This window comes from Paracoccus sp. PAR01 (assembly GCF_014851995.1).
GTDB classification, from domain to species: domain Bacteria; phylum Pseudomonadota; class Alphaproteobacteria; order Rhodobacterales; family Rhodobacteraceae; genus Paracoccus; species Paracoccus litorisediminis.
Window position 1 is genome coordinate 1 of record NZ_JACVAW010000040.1, and the last position, 16,289, is coordinate 16,289.

Here is a 16,289-nt window from a genome sequence, read left to right on the forward strand (position 1 = left end):
TGTCCACCCCATAGTCCCTGAGAAACTCCACCGTAGTCGCCATCGCGAAACTCCCGCCCAATCTCCATCAGGCGCGAAATCTCAGGTCACGTGAAAATGCGGAAGGTGGGGCACAGGCGCCGCTTACATTGGATGAGGTTGGCGGAGATATGGTGCGTGCGCTGCGTATCCCGTCGCGGTTGTCCTGGCAGAGTTGCAGCTTGAACGGGGTCGAATGCCGACGAAAGGGACCTCGTGATGTCATGAGCCTTCTCCGATCAAGGCCCGTTTCGCGTATCAGTTTTTCAGGGTCCCGTGGTCCAGCCCGCGGGGCTCACTTCAGAACCGGGTCACGTCTCGGTGGAAATCAACATTCGCGACCTTTCTTCGTCACTCTTTCTGAAGGTGAAGAAGCAGTTCCCGCGCGAGAGGTGTAATCTTGCCGCGTGACCTCACGCAAAGAGATAGTCGGCGCGTTGCCCAATCTTCCGCAAGGCGGATGACCGCGATGTTCATGGCTCTGCGGTAGCGTCTTGCTGCTGTCTCCGGGACTATCCCGATGCCGACGCCGCACCCCGCCATCATGCAAATATCGGAAAAGGTCCGCAGCGATACGCGCGGCCTGATTGGCTGACCTATGCGTGCGGCTTGGGCGTTCAGATGATCTTGCAATGCGCCGCCTGCAAGCGACAAAAAGGCTTCACCCGCAAGATCGGAAAGGCCGACCTGCCGCGCTGATGCCAAGGCATGATTCCCCGCCACCACCACCACAAGACGGTCCGTCGCGAAAGGATGAAGCTCAAGGTCAGTGGTGTCAGCGGTATCTGACAAAATTCCTAGCTCCGCAAACCCGCGGGCAACGCTGCGAGCAATGTCGATGCTCTGGCACTCCTTCAGTTCGATATCGACTTGCGGATGAGCCGCCAGCCACGGTGCCAGGCGGGAAGGAAGGATTTCGGTTATGGCGGCGGTGTTCGCTAGCAACCGAATCGTGCTGCGGACCCCTTTGGCATATTGCCCGATCTCGCCCCGCATTTGGGCCAACTGATGCAATATCTGGCGGGCGTGGTGAAGCAGCGCACTTCCGGCCTCGGTCGGAACCACACCCCGCCTTTGGCGATCAAGCAGCTTTACGCCCCCTATTGCCTCCATATCCCGCAACCGTTCGCTAGCTGCCGCCAAGGATAGGCTTACATCCGCCGCACCATGTGTGATGCTGCCCGCCTCGGCAACAGCTAAGAACAGTCGAAGATCTGTCAGGTCAAATCGCATAGCTGCACCGTATCACCCTTCCAGCCTTCGGAATAGCCGAATGCTGGATGCGGCATCTCCGCATTGTGCCGACGCTGGAGCAGGGTAACACAAGTGCATGACCGACATCTCCGTGCCCCTCATCCTTGCGATTGGCGCAACCTTCTTCGCCGCTGGCGCCGTAAAAGGCGTCACCGGCATGGGATTGCCTACCGTTGCAATGGGCATTCTGGGGGCGCTCATATCGCCCCTCGCAGCGGCCAGTCTTCTGATCTTGCCCTCATTCGTCACGAACGTCTGGCAGCTTTTGGGGGGACCATCGTTCTGGTCCATCGCCTTCCGTCTTTGGCCGATGATGCTTGCGAACTTTGTTGGGACCATGCTCGGGGCGGGGTGGCTTGCCGGTGGAGATACGGGCACGGCAACAGTTGTTCTGGGCGTGGCCCTTATGATCTACGCCGGATACACCCTGCTGGCACGGCAACTTTCCGTTCCGGCCAAGATCGAGCCAATGCTGTCGCCAATGGTCGGTGCGGTGACCGGGATCATCAGCGGTGCCACCGGCGTCTTTGTCATCCCGGCCGTGCCCTATCTGCAAGCTCTCGGCTTATCCCGAAATGATTTGGTTCAGGCTTTAGGTCTGTCATTCACGGTATCAACGGTGGCACTGGCGGTCGCGCTTGGCTCGCGTGGGGCTTTCGCTCTGGACACGCTAGGGCTGTCATTGCTGGCTCTTGGCCCGGCCTGGCTCGGCATGTGGGCGGGACAGAAGCTCCGTAACCGCATCAGCCCCACCACCTTCAAGCGGGTGTTCCTGCTGTTTCTGCTCTTGCTCGGAGCAGAGATGGTCCTGCGTCCGGTAACGTGAAGTTTCGCAGCATATGGGGAAGCGAGGAGGAAGGAAGCGGAAACGCTCTATAGCGTCCTCGCGCCGAGGATCGCGGTCGTGCTGATGTTCTTTCATGTTGCCCAATTTATCGCTGACCGACAGCAAAAAGACGCAAACCCTCAATGCGTTGATGCTCAATCCTCAGATTAAGGCGAAAGCCGCTTTGGTGAAGGGCAAGCATGAATGGCGGCTTTGGGCTCTCGAGCATCGAGACTGTCCCGCCACGCCTGGTGGCGGGCACGCGGTCGAGGGTGAGACGAAGCGGACATTCGAGCCATCGGTTACTGCGACGCCTCTATTCATGACAGTCTTCCCCCTAAATGCACCGTGATCGAATACGCCGTGCGGTTGATCCGAGGTGTCGGAAGGGATCCAAGACAGGGAGTTTCCCTTAGGATTCGTGCTGCGCGGTCGGAAGTTTTTTTTCAGTCCGGCGCCGGATGACGCGCTCAAGGATCAGCGGCATGAGACCGCCCTTGGCAAGGGTCTCGACCTCGAGGCTGGTTTCGATGGCTGCGATGGCTTCAAAGCGCTCGACCGTGCCTGAGGACCGGTGGATCCGGATCTCGACTGGGACGCGCGGCGCAAGCCGTGCGGGGTTGAGGTCGATCTCGATCCGGTCACAGACAGACATCGCAAGGGTTTGCGGGGTGACGCCTACAGGCAGGCGCAGCGGCAATATCCCCATGCCGATCAGGTTCGAGCGGTGGATGCGCTCGAAGCTGACTGCAAGCACAGCGCGCGTGCCGAGCAGCGCTGCGCCCTTGGCGGCCCAGTCGCGCGATGACCCCATGCCGTAGCGTTCGCCCGCGAGGATCACGACGGGAACGCCGGCACAGCGGTAATACTCGGCTGCGCGCCAGAGCGGCAGGACCGAACCGTCGGGCATCATTGTGCTGCCGGGCGGGATGTCATCGACCAGCAGGTTCCTGACCGACTTGTTGGTGAATAGCCCGCGCCGCATCGCCTCCCAATTGCCGCGACGCGACGAAAAGACGTTCAGGTCATCCGCCGGATCGCCGCCCGCGATGAGGTAATCTGCGGCCTCGCCTTTGCGTGGGATAGCCCCCGCAGGCGAGATGTGGTCGGTGGTGATGTCGTCTCCAACCACAAGGATCGGGGCCGCCATGATCCACTGCGCACGCGGCTTGGCGAAATCCGCGAAGGGCGGGCGGCGGATATAAGTCGAGGCCGGATCCCACGGAAACAGCGCCGTGTCGGGGGCGTCGAGGTCGCGCCAAAGCTCGCTCGCCTCGGCCCGGTCATAGGCGGCGGCAAAGTCCCCGGCATTCCTTGCAAGCGCCAGCGCCGTGTCGATCTCCTCCCCCTTGGGCCAGAGATCCGAGAGATGCACGCCCGGCGCGATCTCGTCGTGCAGGATGTCACGCTCGACATCGCCGGCCAAAGCAAAGGCCACGACCAAAGGTGGCGAGGCGAGGAACCCGGCTTCAAGCTGCGGATGGACCCGACCTGGAAAGTTACGGTTGCCGGAAAGGACCGCAACCTGCAGCCTGCCCTCGGCCTGCGCCTCGATGGCGCTGTCGGGCAAGGGGCCGGAATTGCCGATGCAGGTGGTGCAGCCATAGCCGACGATGCCAAAGCCGACCGCTTCGAGGTCCGAGAGAAGGCCCGCCCGATCCAGATAGCGCTGCGACGTGGGCGAGCCGGGGGCCATCGAGGTCTTGACATGCGCGGGCGGCTTCAGCCCCAGCGCGCGGGCCTTGCGGGCTACCAGCCCGGCGGCGACCAAGAGGCGTGGGTCGCTGGTATTGGTGCAACTTGTGATCGCCGCAATGGCGACAGCACCGTCGGGCGACTTTCCGGCAGGGGCGGGGAGCGGGGCATGACCGCGTATGGCGGCAGTGGCGCTCGCGGTATCCGAGGCCGGGATGCGGTCTTGTGGACGGCGCGGACCGGCAACGCTGACCTCGACCTCGCCCAGATCAAGCTCGACAAGGCCGGTGAAGACCGGCTCCTGCTCGGGGTCGAACCACAGGCCCTGACGGCGGCAATAATCCTCGACCAGCGCGCAGTGCTCGGTGCTGCGCCCTGTCTGGCGCAGATAGGCGATGGTCGCGGCATCGACCGGGAAGAAGCCGGAGTTGCCGCCAAACTCGGGCGTCATATTGGCGACGACCGCGCGATCCCCCGCCGAAAGGGTCGAGACACCGGGGCCGAAGAACTCGACGAAACGGTCGGCAAGGTCGATTTGGCGCAGGCGCTCAGTCACGGTCAGGGCGAGGTCGGTAGCGGTGACGCCCTCGCGCAGGCGGCCTTTGAAGCGCACGCCTACGACGTCGGGGACGCGCAGCATGACCGGCATCCCGAAAAAGACACTTTCCGCCTCGATCCCGCCGACGCCCCATGCCAGCACCCCGATACCGTTGATCATCGGCGTATGGCTGTCGGTGCCGATCAGCGTGTCGGGCATGATCCAACCGTCACGTTCCGCCACGACGGTCGCGAGGCGCTCGAGGTTCAGCGTATGCATGATGCCGGTTCCCGGCGGATGCACGCGGAAGTTCGAGAGGCTATTCGTCGCCCACTTCATGAAGCGGTAGCGCTCGGCATTGCGACGGTATTCGTTCTCGATATTCCGGGCCATCGCGCTGGGGATCGCATAGGCATCGACGGCCAGCGAATGATCGGTCGAGACATCGACGGGCAGCACCGGATTGAGCAGCGCGGGATCATGCCCTGCCTCGGCCAGAGCCGAACGCATGGCCGCGATATCGACCAACGCCGGACCGCAGGTCGTGTCATGCATCAGCACGCGACCGGGCAGGAAGGGGATCTCGGCCTCACTGCTCCCGGTTTCCAGCCAGTCGAGCAGTGCCTTACGCGCGCTCTCGGCCTCCTCGGAACTGCGCAGCACATTTTCCATCAGCAGCCGATGGATATGCGGCATCCGGCAAAGATCCGCCCCGGCCGCGGCCGGCAGGTCGACAATCGCGCAGCCCCGGAATGTGGCGGTGAATGACATAGGCTCTCTCCCTGCTGGTCGGGAGATAGATAGCATTTTCAGATTATGAAATGCAATTAGGCAATCAGTGCCGCCTTGATGTTTCCTGCCTCGCGGATGTGGCGGAAAAGGAAGGTCGCGGCGGCCTGCATATCGCGTTCCTCGATCAAGTCGAGGATCTGCAGATGCTCGCGGCATTGCTGCGGCAAGCGCGTCCGGTCATGAGTGATCGAATATTCCATCAGGCGGCGCACCCGGTTGATGCGACGCACGGCATCGAGGAAGAAATCATTGTTCGCGCAGGTCATCAGCATCTCGTGAAACTCGATATTAGTGCCGAAGACCTTCTGGCGGCTTTCGCTTTCGTAGCTTTGTAACAACTCCTGCTGATGGCGGCGGGCGGCCGCGAAGCCCTCCGCGTCGATGCGGAAGCTGGGCAGCAGCAGCGCCTGCATCTCGATGGCGGCGCGGAATTGGTAGGCGTCGGAATAGGCCTTGCGCGAGGTCAGGATCTCGCGGAACTCCCAGCCATTGCCGGGCAGGCGTTCGATCCAACCCTCGTCGGCGATCTGGTGCAGGACCCGCGACAGGCGGCCGCGCGCCACGCCGTAAAGGCGCATCAATTCGTTCTCGCTCAGCCGGTCCGGAAGACGGCCCGCCAAGCGGTCGGCGGCGATGCGGTCATAGACCTCGTCGTCGCCGGCGGCGTCCGCATCCATCTCGGGGATGTCATCGGCATTGCAGGCGAGGAAATAGCCACGGTTCGGCGCAGACTGGACAATTCCCATGTCTTCGAGCTTTTTCAGCGCACTGACGATCGGCTGGCGCGAGACCTTGAAGCTGTCGGCAAGAAGCTGGGCCGGCAGATGCTGGCCCGCTTGCATGTTCTGCGCCCGGGCGTGATCGACGATCCGGGCCATGATCTGGGGGGAAAGACTGACGCGCGCCATGGGTTCTCCTGAAACTGCCTGGAATATCAGGGCCGGGGCGGGGTCATGCAAGTGGCGCGACCCAAGGGGCCGCGCCATGTGCATCAGGCAGATTCAGTCCTCGTCCTGCCTGAACTTTGCCAGTCCCTTGAAGAAGAAGGGCGCGATCAGGGCAACCGCGGCAATGGCGATCATCGTGGCCGAGCCCGGATGCTGCAGCAGGATCATTGGGTCGCCAAGGCTCATCTGAAGCGCCCGGCGCAACTGGCTGTCGGCCAGCGGCCCAAGGATCAACCCGACCACGACGGGTGCGATCGGATAATCATAGCGCCGCATCAGGAAGCCGAGGAAACCGAAGCCCACCAGCATCATCAGTTCAACCACCGAGGGGTTGGCCGCGATCGTTCCCATGCACGCAAAGACCAGGATGCCAGCGTAGAGCCACGGGAGCGGGATCTTCAGCAGCCTTACCCAGAGGCCGACCAGCGGCAGGTTCAGGACCAGCAGCATGACATTAGCGATGAAGAGCGAGGCGACCAGCCCCCAGACGAGCGCGGGATGCTGCACGAAGAGCAGTGGGCCGGGCTGGAGGTTGTATTGCTGGAACCCCGCCAGCATTACCGCTGCCGTGGCCGAGGTCGGCAGCCCCAGCGTCAGCAGCGGCACCAGCGTTCCGGCGGCGCTGGCATTGTTCGCGGCCTCGGGTCCTGCCACACCCTCGATCGCACCCTTGCCGAATTCCTCGGGCTTTTCCGCCAGCTTTCGCTCCAAAGTGTAAGACAGAAAGGTCGGGATCTCGGCCCCGCCAGCGGGCAGCGCGCCAATCGGAAAGCCGACCGCTGTGCCGCGCAGCCACGGTTTCCACGACCGTTTCCAGTCCTCGCGCGACATCCAGATCGAACCCTTGATCGCCATGGGCTTTTCGTCGTTGAAGAGGTGGCGAGAGGCGACGAACAGCGCCTCGCCAATCGCAAAAAGGCCAACGGCCAGCGTCGTGACCTCTACCCCATCCAGCAGGTTCGGGACGCCGAAGGACAGCCGCGTCTGGCCGGTCAACTGGTCGATGCCGATGAGGCCCAACCACAGCCCGATCCCGAGGCTGGTAAGCCCGCGCAAGGGTGACGAGCCGAAGGTCGCCGAGACGGTGACGAAGGCAATCAGCATCAACCCGAAATAATCCCAGGGTCCGAATTTGACCGCGACCTTGACGAGAATCGGCGCAAAGAACGCGAGCCCCGCCGTGGCAATCAGCGCAGCGACGAAGGAGCCGATAGCGGCAGTGGCGAGTGCGGGGCCGCCGCGTCCGCGCCGGGCCATCTGGTTCCCTTCGAGCGCGGTCACGACCGAGGCACTCTCGCCCGGCGTGTTCAAAAGGATCGCCGTGGTCGAGCCGCCATACATGCCGCCGTAATAGATCCCCGCGAACATGATCAGCGACCCGCCTGGATCGAGCTTGAAGGTGATCGGCAAAAGCAGCGCGACGGTCAGCGCCGGGCCGATCCCCGGCAGCACGCCGACCGCGGTGCCCAAGAGGACGCCGATCGCGGCAAAGGCCAGGTTCATCGGGTCCAGCGCCGTGCCGAACCCATGCATCAGGTGGATGAGCGAATCCATTCGGCTCCTCTCAGAGCAGTCGCTCGAACGGGCCCATGGGCAGGGCCAGCGTCAGAAGCTTGTTGAATAGAAGGAAGATGCCGGTGGCGAGTATGAAACCGAGGATCAGATCCGCGATCAGCGCCCGGCGTCCGAAAGCGCGCGCCGTGAAGGCGAAGAGCAAGGTCGAGCCGGCGACGAAGCCGATCTGAAGCCAGAGCGTGCCGATCAGGCTGATCAGGCCGAGGCTGACCCAGCCCACGGCCTTCCAGTCGCTCTGACCCGGCTCGCTTGCCCAGCGGAAGGCCGCCAGAATATGTCCGCCCCCAAGGACGGCGAGGAAGGCAGCCACGAAATAGGATGCCGCATCGGCCCCCATGCCATAGCTGGCGCGGATCTGCATAGTGCTGGCATCGCGCCATGTTATGAGCGCGATCGCGAAAAGGGCGATCCCGATGGTCAGTGTGGGCTTGTGCAATCGGCTGGCTGGTAATGTGGACATGGCTACCCTCCCTTGGTGAAGGTCCGTGGGGGCAAGACGCCCCCAAGGGGTCATTCGGCGAGGCCGATGGATTTCAGGATCTCGTGAACGCGCGCATCTTCCGATGCGATGAAGCTGGTGAACTCGGCTGAGGGGGCGTAGTAGTCGGACCAGCCCTTGGCCTTGATCAGTTCCTTCCATTCCGGCGAGGAGACGGTCTTCTGAACTGCAGTTTCCAGCGCCGCCTTGTCATCGGCGCTGATCTCGGGTCCGGCGAAGATGCCGCGCCAGTTCACCAGCTCGATGTCGATGCCCTGCGCCTTCAAGGGTTGGGCCGAGATGCCCTCGATCGGTTCGGGATATGAGATCGCAAGCGCTCGCAGGTCGCCGGATTCGATTTGGCCCTGCCATTCGCCATAGCCCGAGACGCCCGCCGTCACCTGACCGCCCAGCATCGCCGCAAGGGATTCGCCGCCGCCCGAATAGGCGACATAGTTCACCTTGGCCGGATCGACGCCGGCCGCCTGCGTCACCAGCGCGGCAAGGATATGGTCCGCGCCACCCGCCGAGCCGCCGGCCCAGATGGTGTGTCCGACATCCTTTTTGATGCCTTCCATCAAGTCGGCCATGGTCTGATAGGGAGACGACGAAGGCACGACGATGACCAGCGGATCGCCCGTCAACCGCGCGATGGGCGTGACATTGGTCAGATTGTAGGGCGCTTTGTTGGTGATGATCGCACCGACCATGGTGATGCCACCGACCAGCATCTGGTTCGGACTGCCCTTGGCGCCTTGGACGAATTGCGCCAGCCCGACCGTGCCGCCCGCGCCGGGGACGTTCATGACCTGCACGCTATGGGCATTGCCGGTCTGCATCATCACGTCCTGAAGCGAGCGCGCGGCGGAATCCCACCCGCCACCCGCGCCGGCCGGCGCCGTGATCGAAAGTTCAAGATCCTGAGCATGGACCGAGGCAGCGGGCAAGACGGCGGCAGCCGCCATCAGCCAGGCTGAGATCAGCCCGGAGCGAAGATAGGTCATGATTTCCTCCCGTGGGTCGTCGTGTTCGACTATCCGTATCAATGCATCATGTAGCCATAAAATGCAATTACTAAGTTTAGGGGCTATCGATTGCTCATGAGGTAGTCGGACCGGGTCAGGCAAAGGCTATCGGCGATCAACGCTGCTGAACTATGACCGGCCGAAAAGGAGCCGAAACCTAAATGACCGGGTTGGTCGATGTTGGGACGAAGCGGACATTCGACCCATCGGTTACTGCGACGCCTCTAACCGCTCCAAGCGGGCGCTGGACGTCCACGTCGAACAGCGGCTACCAGCGCGCAAAGACGCGGATCCACCGCATCATGTCATGCTGGGCAGCATCACCGCGACAGCCGGGTGAGGGCAACAATTGCCTCGACACTGGTAATGCACCGCGAGGCGTGTGTATGATCACAAATCGGCAAGTTTTCGTTCTCTATGAAGAACTTCGACATGAACGATACCGGGGGCGATCAAATATCCATACCGCTCGTCGAGCGATGCCTGTCTGTCGACCTGGAGGTCGATCCGGCCCGCGCGCAAACCTTCTCCTTCGCCGCGGTGCGCCACTGCGACGAGCGGAAGGTCGTGTTCAGGACGGGAGACCGCGAGGCTGCGCTCAACCGCCTCGAGCGACTGGCGGCTGAGGCGGACTACCTGCTCGGCCACAACATCATCCGCCATGATCTGCCTCATCTGGCAGCGATGCGCCCTCGCCTGGCCAATCTGGCACAAAGGCCGATCGATACGCTCTGGCTGAACCCGCTCGCCTTCCCAAGGAACCCCTATCATCACCTGGTCAAGCATCATCATGATGGCCGACTGCAGGCCGGACATGTCAACGACCCGGAACTCGATGCCCGACTGGTGCTGACGGTGCTGGAGAACCAGATCGCAGGCTTCGCTGCGCTCAACCGTGTGAACCCTTGCGCTCTGACAGCGTATCATTTTCTAGCCACATGCGCGCCGGATAGCGGCGGGTTCGACGCAGCATTCGCAGAAGTTCGGCAAGCGCCTCGCCCCGGCGCCGCTGAGGCCGAGAAAGCAATATTGGAGCTTCTGGACGGCACGGCTTGCGCCTTCCGCACGCACCAGACGTTGGCACGGCTGTCATCACCGCAACTTGGCTGGCCAATGGGCTCTGTTGCGCAAATCAGGTAACGGTCGAGTTCCCCCTTTCCCCGGACGGGCTCATCCCTGAGTCTGGGTGACGGGTATACCGAGTGCTGTGAAGCCGTTGAGCACGGCGACACGGACCTGAAGTTCGGCCACCTGGCGATTGGGGTCTCTCGCCATGAGGCGTTGTCCCAGAAGCTTCATGCAATGCATCTTGGTTTCGGCGCGACTTCGGCGGTGATAGTCGCTCCATTTTTGCCAGAGCGTCCGGCCAAGGTATTTCGACGCCCGGATCGCTTCGTTGCGCGCGACTGCGCCAACCGAGGTCGGCTTCCAGGGCTTGGCGTTCCTGCGGGGCGGAATGATGGCCGCAGCACCCCGGTCCGCGATGGCATCGTGGCATTTCCGGGTGTCATAGGCACCGTCGGCGGTGACGCTGCCAATCTCCTGATCGGGTGGGATCTGGTCGAGCAGTCCGGGCAGCATCGGGGCATCGCCGATATCGCTGCTGGTGAACTCGACCGCCCGGATTTCCAGGGTTTCCTCGTCGATACCAAGGTGCACCTTGCGCCAGATGCGACGTTTTCGGCCACCATGCTTGCGGGCGTGCCATTCGCCTTCGCCCTCCACCTTGATGCCCGTGCTGTCGATCAGCAGGTGTAGTGGACCTAGTGAGCCGCGGTAGGGGATGCTCACGTCAAGGACCTTCTGCCGACGGGAAAGGGTGCTGAAATCCGGCACCGACCAATCCAACCCGATCAGATCCAGAAGGCTTTCAATAAAGCCCGTGGTTTGGCGCAGGGCCATCCCGAACAGCACCTTCATCGACAGACAGATCTGGATCGCGGCATCACTATAGGTAGGTTGACGACCACGCTTTCCGGTTGGCTTGGCCTCCCAGATCATCTCGGGGTCAAACCAGATGGTCAGGGAACCGCGTTGCTTCAACGACTTGTTGTAGGCCGGCCAGTTCCTGGTCTTGTAGATCGGCGATGTAGGTCTGCTCATCCAGCCTGACTAACACGCTGGATTCACCGAATGAATCCCCACAGCATTTGCGCAACAAAGCCATGCTGGACTATCCAACATTTCGGCAGGTCATCATAGCAATGATCGTGGACCCATGCATGCTACTGAAATCATCGCGAAATACGCATTACCCACAGTAAAATTTGGCGATGAGAAAATCATAATGATCAATATAAACTCGGCAGACCATAATTCACGCGAAGAATTATATGATCGCGTAAGGTATGCTTGGCGTTTCTCTGAGCAGCGCGCTTGCCAGGCTGACTACGTTCTTGCAGTGATCCACGGCGTCGTAAGAGGCGCTTTCGTTCCACTGCAATGGCTGCCCGCGATACCTACGCATTTCCCCGTCTCCAGGTTCGTCGAAACAGATCCTACACGAATGGGTTTCGTTGGAAAAATCGCCAACCCCGAAATATGGGACCACTACGTTGGCCAACATGGTAAGCGTTTACCCGACGAGAACCGTAACCGAAGTCAAAATTCGGTTCGTTACGTTAATTTCTGATGGGCATGCAGCCTGAAGCACATTCAGGAAACGACATTCACAATAGATGAGGACGACGGATATCCTCAGTATCATCTTCAGAGTGCAGATTGAGCATTTCCCATCAGGACATCCTGCGACACGGCTGAACTTGAACAACCAGCGCGCCGGAACTTTCGCGTCTGATGCGCTGGGGGCGATCAGGTTGGCTAAGGCGAACTATTGCCTGATCCCGGACATGACCCCTTGGCGCTTCACGGCCGTCCCAAATCCCGACTTGGGCCAGCACCATTGCCGGTCGATGACATAGCTGTAGCCGGTGCATCGAGCGTCGATGGCGCAGACCTGTTCACAATCCGCGGCACTGAGCCCTTTCAAACCGTTGGGCGCAAGATCGCCTCCCGGCAGGTCGAAGCCGTCTCTGCGGGCAAACGGGGCGCGCTCCGAAACTGTGCAATTGGCGACCACCTCCCTGATCTTCTCGTTCGCCACCTCTCCGAAGAAGCCATAGAAAAGCCCGGTTCCCGAATAGACCCGGAAGCCGAGCGATCCATGGATGAGGATCGCGTCGCGCATCTCCCGCGTGAGTATGAACTCGAGCCGCGTGACGTAGTCGTCCCTGTTGATCAGTTTCGCATCCGGGAAGTAGTAGTCCTGCCCGCCGATCACCATGCCCGCATCATTAAGTATCGCGCCTGGAGGCTCTTCCAGCATCGCAACACCGCGGACCGTCCCGCCGATGCAACCCATCATCATCTCATAGACACCGCCATGGGCGTTCTGGCGGATCTGGAGGGCAAGTTCGCCATCGATGTTGGTGTATTCAACGACGTTTCCGCCGTCCCCCTGGTTCACGAGGCCGGTCTCGAGCATCCTGTCCATCGGGATCCAATACATTCCGTCACCCTCAGCCGAGGTCATGTCTGACAGGAGGGAGATGTCGATCCGCCGAGACTTCAGGAATTCCGCGATCTCTGACATGGTGTCCTGGGTGGCAGAAGTGGCGCGGCTTCCGGGAATATCCGGGTCGACGAAATAGAATTTGTGCACGCCGATGCGCCCTTGATCGGATATGAACCGCTGCTCGGCGCCGGCGAAGGCGAAGACGCAGGCGCTCGCGCAAATCGGGGAGGGATTGGTAACAGAGCTGACATCCGAGCTGCTGCGCCATTTAAGTCCGGAAATCAGCCATCCCATCGCCAGGCCTTCCTGAAGATTTCCTCCAGGGCTGTCGAAAGAGAACCTGGCAACTGCAAGGTCCTCCTTCGCAACGGTGCTGATTTTCTCTGCAAGGCGTTGCGTGTCCCCGGCCTCGATCGGACCTTTCAGGCTGAAATGTGCCAGGCGAGGATTCATGGGGATGTTCTTGATCTCGACCGTGATCTCCATGGCAATGGCGGAGAAGGGCACGAGAAGAAGCGATGCGGCGAGCAAGAGACAGCGCAAGACCATGGCGGCACCCGATTCATCTTGCGCGAGTTTTCCTGTTTGGAAATTCCACGTCAAGGCGGGCCCACCAGTTGGAGGCGGGTGGATGTTCAGGACATTTGGACGCTAGGAGGGTCTTGAGAATGAAAAAAACGGCAAGATGGAGAACTATTCCGTTGATATGACATTTTTGGACGACCGCCATCGAGGGCGACCAAGTGGGACAATGCGGACATTAAGCTGCCTACAATCGTCTTAATCACATCGCTGCTCCTTCAGACTAACCTTTGGCTTTATCTCTGATATCCGCCGCGAGTTGGTCTGCCTCTGCCATCAATTCGAAAATTTGCGTTCTAATTTCGATAAACCGCTTCATTTCATCTGTTGCCTCATGCCTCATCGCGGCCGTTCCCATCGCCTTAATGTCATTATCGCGCAAAAATTCCGTCAATCTCCACGCCCGCTCGACTTTGTCTGGAGGGTTGCGTATTTCCAAAAAATCCTGCCAAGATTTTTGACCCTTGCTCTCATTGCATGTTCTGCAACACGGAACGAGATTGCGAATTCTATGCCCGTGCCCAGAGAACTCGCCCTTCACAACTCGGTTGAATATGTGATCCCATGTTGCGGCATCAGCATCACAATAAACGCATTTTAGATCGCCATCAGGATCTTGTCCAAGATCGCGAATAGCCTTGAAGACAGCTTCTTGGTCGTATGCATCGAAAGGGGCAAGGGCTGAAGCGAAGGCATTCGCGAATGTGCTCTTGCGTCCCATGATTGTTGACGGACGCAGATACTTCTTTATGCTCGTCGCCTTCATTCTAGACCTCGGATGCCGAATTAAAGAAACTCTATCACCTTTGCTCAACGCGCAGGGATGGCCCACCAAAGATCCGGCCGTGCGGCCCGGTTTATTGGGGATGGATGAGGAGACGACAGGAATGGTAGCGTCCTGGCCTCGATCAACCCGCGCGCCCGTTCCGCCCTACCTCCCACGGCGACTACTGCCCTAAAATTAGCGAGGAGGTCGAGCAGGCGGACGAGCCTGTCTCTGCCCGCCACAAGTTCTTCCGGTTTGGTTGTGCGTGTGCCGTTCCACCACGGCACGATGTTCCATATCAGAGTAAGACGGCGGTCAATGCCTGCCGTCTCCATGAACCGGAACACTGCTTCAGCTGCCGGATCATCATTGTCGCGAGATATAAATCCTGAACCTTTCCGTCGAGTTGTCGCGGACCCGTCCGTCATAGGTCCAGGCTTTTCCATCAAAAAGAGAACGCTTGCCTGCATTCCACCATCCAGGGGATCAAAGTTTGGGACCTTGCCGCGATCCTCTGCACGAAGTTCCCGCGCGAGCGCTTGCAACGGTCGCATCTGCTCACGATCCAGTAGTGCACGGCGTGCCTCAATCGCCGATAGCTCACGTAGCGCCCGCGGATGAGTGGGCAGATAGTCATTCATGACGCTCAGCCTTTTAGGTGCTATGGCCGACGACTTCCGAAGGGGTCGGAATCTCGTCGATCAGGTGTTCCATGACATCCAGAAATGCTGGATCATGCCGTTCATTCACATGACGATTGTTCCACAGGCCGGAGCGTCTTACCCGTTCGCGCCCACTGTGCAGGCCAAGCCAAGAACCGCTAATACAGGCTTCCGGAGACAGAGCTTGTTGGCTAAGGAGGGCGATTGCATTCCGCTCCAAGAAACCGCGGCGGTTGTCCGGCCCCGGAGCATCATTGATCGGCAGAGCAAGGACGCTTGTGCCCCCGAGATAATCACTGACCCGTGCCTCATGCGCCTTCTCTCGCTGCTTCGCGTCCGAATCTGCCGGGGCCTTCTTCATTCCCCAGCTCTCGACGAACAACTCGGGATCACGACGCATAAGAGCTTCACCAACCAGTAGCCGGAAAATTGATCCGCGGTGGTTCCCGCCGAACGGGGACCGTGTTCCTCGATGTTGGCTGAGGCGGTGCCATAGCGTTGTGCGCGATCCAGTATTTAGGGCATGGGTTCCTATCCTAGTAACGCGTGACCCAGTGGGGAAAGTTTCTCCGGGTTCAAAGAAGAAATAGACGCCCCGCGGCGCCCACATCATGCGGCCATCGCACTCCCAGAGAAGACGAGCTCCTCTTGACCGATCCGAAAGTGTTTCAAGCAAGGCATAGAAGCGCTCCAGATCAGATCGTTTTGACATGTTTCAACCATTGAAGTTGCCGACCGCTTGTCAGGCCGATCATTGGAATTGTGACAGTCTGGAAGTGTGCGTCGAGATAGGGCAACAGCGGCTCTCGGTATCGCTCCCCGGCGAAAAGCAGAACTTCGTCGGCTTTTGGAAGGAGCTCCGTCATCTGCGTCACTACCTTCGCACCCCAATCCTTCTGCTCTCCCCGCGTCATGCGGTTTAACGTTCGCTCATAGGGAGCGATCACTGCGTCAGGCGCTACAAGTCCATGCTCGGCCGATAAGATGAACCACATTAGGTCATTTCGCTCGACGAGAGCGCGTGCCTTAAGAAACCAAGGCGATATGTATAGTTTAGCTGCGGGGCGTGGGGTGGCAGCCTTAGTCTTGACGCAGGAGATAAGCGCTACTCTCTTCATCATGCGTGTCCCCAGCGATGCACCTACCTACCCTCGTCTAGGATGCGGGTCGTGGGTGCAGGCGATATTCAACTCGTCGAAGACGTGCTGTCAAGAATCGCCCCCGTGCTGCGCCGAGGCCGGGGAACAAAGCGTCAGATTGGGACGAAGCTGCCGTTCGCCACGACGGCCGCCGCGGAAGCGCCCCGGCGAACTTCTGGGACATTGCAGACACCCGTGGCGTATGCGACCAGTAGCGCGATGCTGGATGCCGAGTGGACGACAGAAAAAATGTAAAAGACGAGATTTATATGCGTGTAACAAGCTACGGACTTTTTTGGCGTGCTGACGAGATCGAATGGTTCCCGGGGAAGGGCGCTCGGGATGAGTTCCGGGGCCTTGTTGCGCAAATGCGGCTAGGGATTCACTGCGCGAATCCAGCATGATAGCTGGCGGCCATGAGCAGACCGGCGAAGACCACGTACAAGACCACCAACTGGCATAGCTACAATCAGGCGCT

At 60.3% G+C, this 16,289-nt stretch carries 14 protein-coding genes; 2 read left to right on the plus strand and 12 right to left on the minus strand.

Annotation, left to right across the window (positions count from 1 at the left end):
- Window positions 1-369: 369 nt before the first annotated feature.
- Window positions 370-1,251 (minus strand): LysR family transcriptional regulator, encoded by an 882-nt coding sequence (locus IB235_RS23675; RefSeq protein WP_192338812.1) that lies wholly within the window; start codon window positions 1,249-1,251, stop codon window positions 370-372.
- 97 nt (window positions 1,252-1,348) lie between these two features.
- On the opposite strand from IB235_RS23675, the gene IB235_RS23680 reads away from it, so the two are divergent.
- Window positions 1,349-2,098: a sulfite exporter TauE/SafE family protein gene (locus IB235_RS23680; protein ID WP_192338813.1), complete on the plus strand. Its 750-nt coding sequence runs from the start codon at window positions 1,349-1,351 to the stop codon at window positions 2,096-2,098.
- A gap of 412 nt (window positions 2,099-2,510) precedes the next feature.
- Here IB235_RS23680 and IB235_RS23685 read toward each other — a convergent pair whose 3' ends face one another.
- The 5 genes from IB235_RS23685 to IB235_RS23705 all read right to left on the minus strand — a co-directional run bounded on the left by IB235_RS23685 (window position 2,511) and on the right by IB235_RS23705 (window position 9,127).
- A complete protein-coding gene (locus IB235_RS23685) occupies window positions 2,511-5,102 on the minus strand; it encodes an aconitate hydratase AcnA (RefSeq protein WP_192338814.1) in 2,592 nt (863 codons plus the stop codon).
- 56 nt (window positions 5,103-5,158) lie between these two features.
- The gene (locus IB235_RS23690; RefSeq protein WP_192338815.1) at window positions 5,159-6,031 is read right to left on the minus strand and encodes a GntR family transcriptional regulator; all 873 of its coding nucleotides are present in this window, start codon (window positions 6,029-6,031) and stop codon (window positions 5,159-5,161) included.
- Between the two features lie 93 nt (window positions 6,032-6,124).
- Window positions 6,125-7,624: a tripartite tricarboxylate transporter permease gene (locus IB235_RS23695; RefSeq protein WP_192338816.1), complete on the minus strand. Its 1,500-nt coding sequence runs from the start codon at window positions 7,622-7,624 to the stop codon at window positions 6,125-6,127.
- Window positions 7,625-7,634: 10 nt separating this feature from the next.
- Window positions 7,635-8,105 (minus strand): tripartite tricarboxylate transporter TctB family protein, encoded by a 471-nt coding sequence (locus IB235_RS23700; RefSeq protein ID WP_192338817.1) that lies wholly within the window; start codon window positions 8,103-8,105, stop codon window positions 7,635-7,637.
- Window positions 8,106-8,155: 50 nt separating this feature from the next.
- Window positions 8,156-9,127, minus strand: a complete 972-nt coding sequence (locus tag IB235_RS23705; protein ID WP_192338818.1) for a tripartite tricarboxylate transporter substrate binding protein — start codon at window positions 9,125-9,127, stop codon at window positions 8,156-8,158.
- A gap of 453 nt (window positions 9,128-9,580) precedes the next feature.
- On the opposite strand from IB235_RS23705, the gene IB235_RS23710 reads away from it, so the two are divergent.
- A complete protein-coding gene (locus IB235_RS23710; protein ID WP_192338819.1) occupies window positions 9,581-10,288 on the plus strand; it encodes a hypothetical protein in 708 nt (235 codons plus the stop codon).
- 30 nt (window positions 10,289-10,318) lie between these two features.
- On the opposite strand, the gene IB235_RS23715 is transcribed toward IB235_RS23710, so the two are convergent.
- From IB235_RS23715 to IB235_RS26010, 6 genes are all read right to left on the minus strand, one after another.
- On the minus strand, window positions 10,319-11,251 hold the full coding sequence (locus IB235_RS23715) for an IS5 family transposase (RefSeq protein WP_192338820.1): 933 nt from the start codon (window positions 11,249-11,251) through the stop codon (window positions 10,319-10,321).
- A gap of 727 nt (window positions 11,252-11,978) precedes the next feature.
- Window positions 11,979-13,265 carry a hypothetical protein gene (locus IB235_RS23720; protein WP_192338821.1) on the minus strand — a complete coding sequence of 429 codons (1,287 nt, stop codon included), beginning with the start codon at window positions 13,263-13,265 and terminating at the stop codon, window positions 11,979-11,981.
- Between the two features lie 202 nt (window positions 13,266-13,467).
- Entirely contained in the window at window positions 13,468-14,010 is a 543-nt protein-coding gene (locus IB235_RS23725; protein WP_192338822.1) for an HNH endonuclease, read from the minus strand.
- 44 nt (window positions 14,011-14,054) lie between these two features.
- Complete coding sequence (locus tag IB235_RS23730) at window positions 14,055-14,651, minus strand: uracil-DNA glycosylase (protein WP_192338823.1); 597 nt, start codon at window positions 14,649-14,651, stop codon at window positions 14,055-14,057.
- Between the two features lie 13 nt (window positions 14,652-14,664).
- Window positions 14,665-15,072 (minus strand): hypothetical protein, encoded by a 408-nt coding sequence (locus IB235_RS23735; RefSeq protein WP_225612593.1) that lies wholly within the window; start codon window positions 15,070-15,072, stop codon window positions 14,665-14,667.
- 295 nt (window positions 15,073-15,367) lie between these two features.
- Entirely contained in the window at window positions 15,368-15,793 is a 426-nt protein-coding gene (locus tag IB235_RS26010) for a DUF6884 domain-containing protein (RefSeq protein WP_370576984.1), read from the minus strand.
- Between the last annotated feature and the right edge of the window lie 496 nt (window positions 15,794-16,289).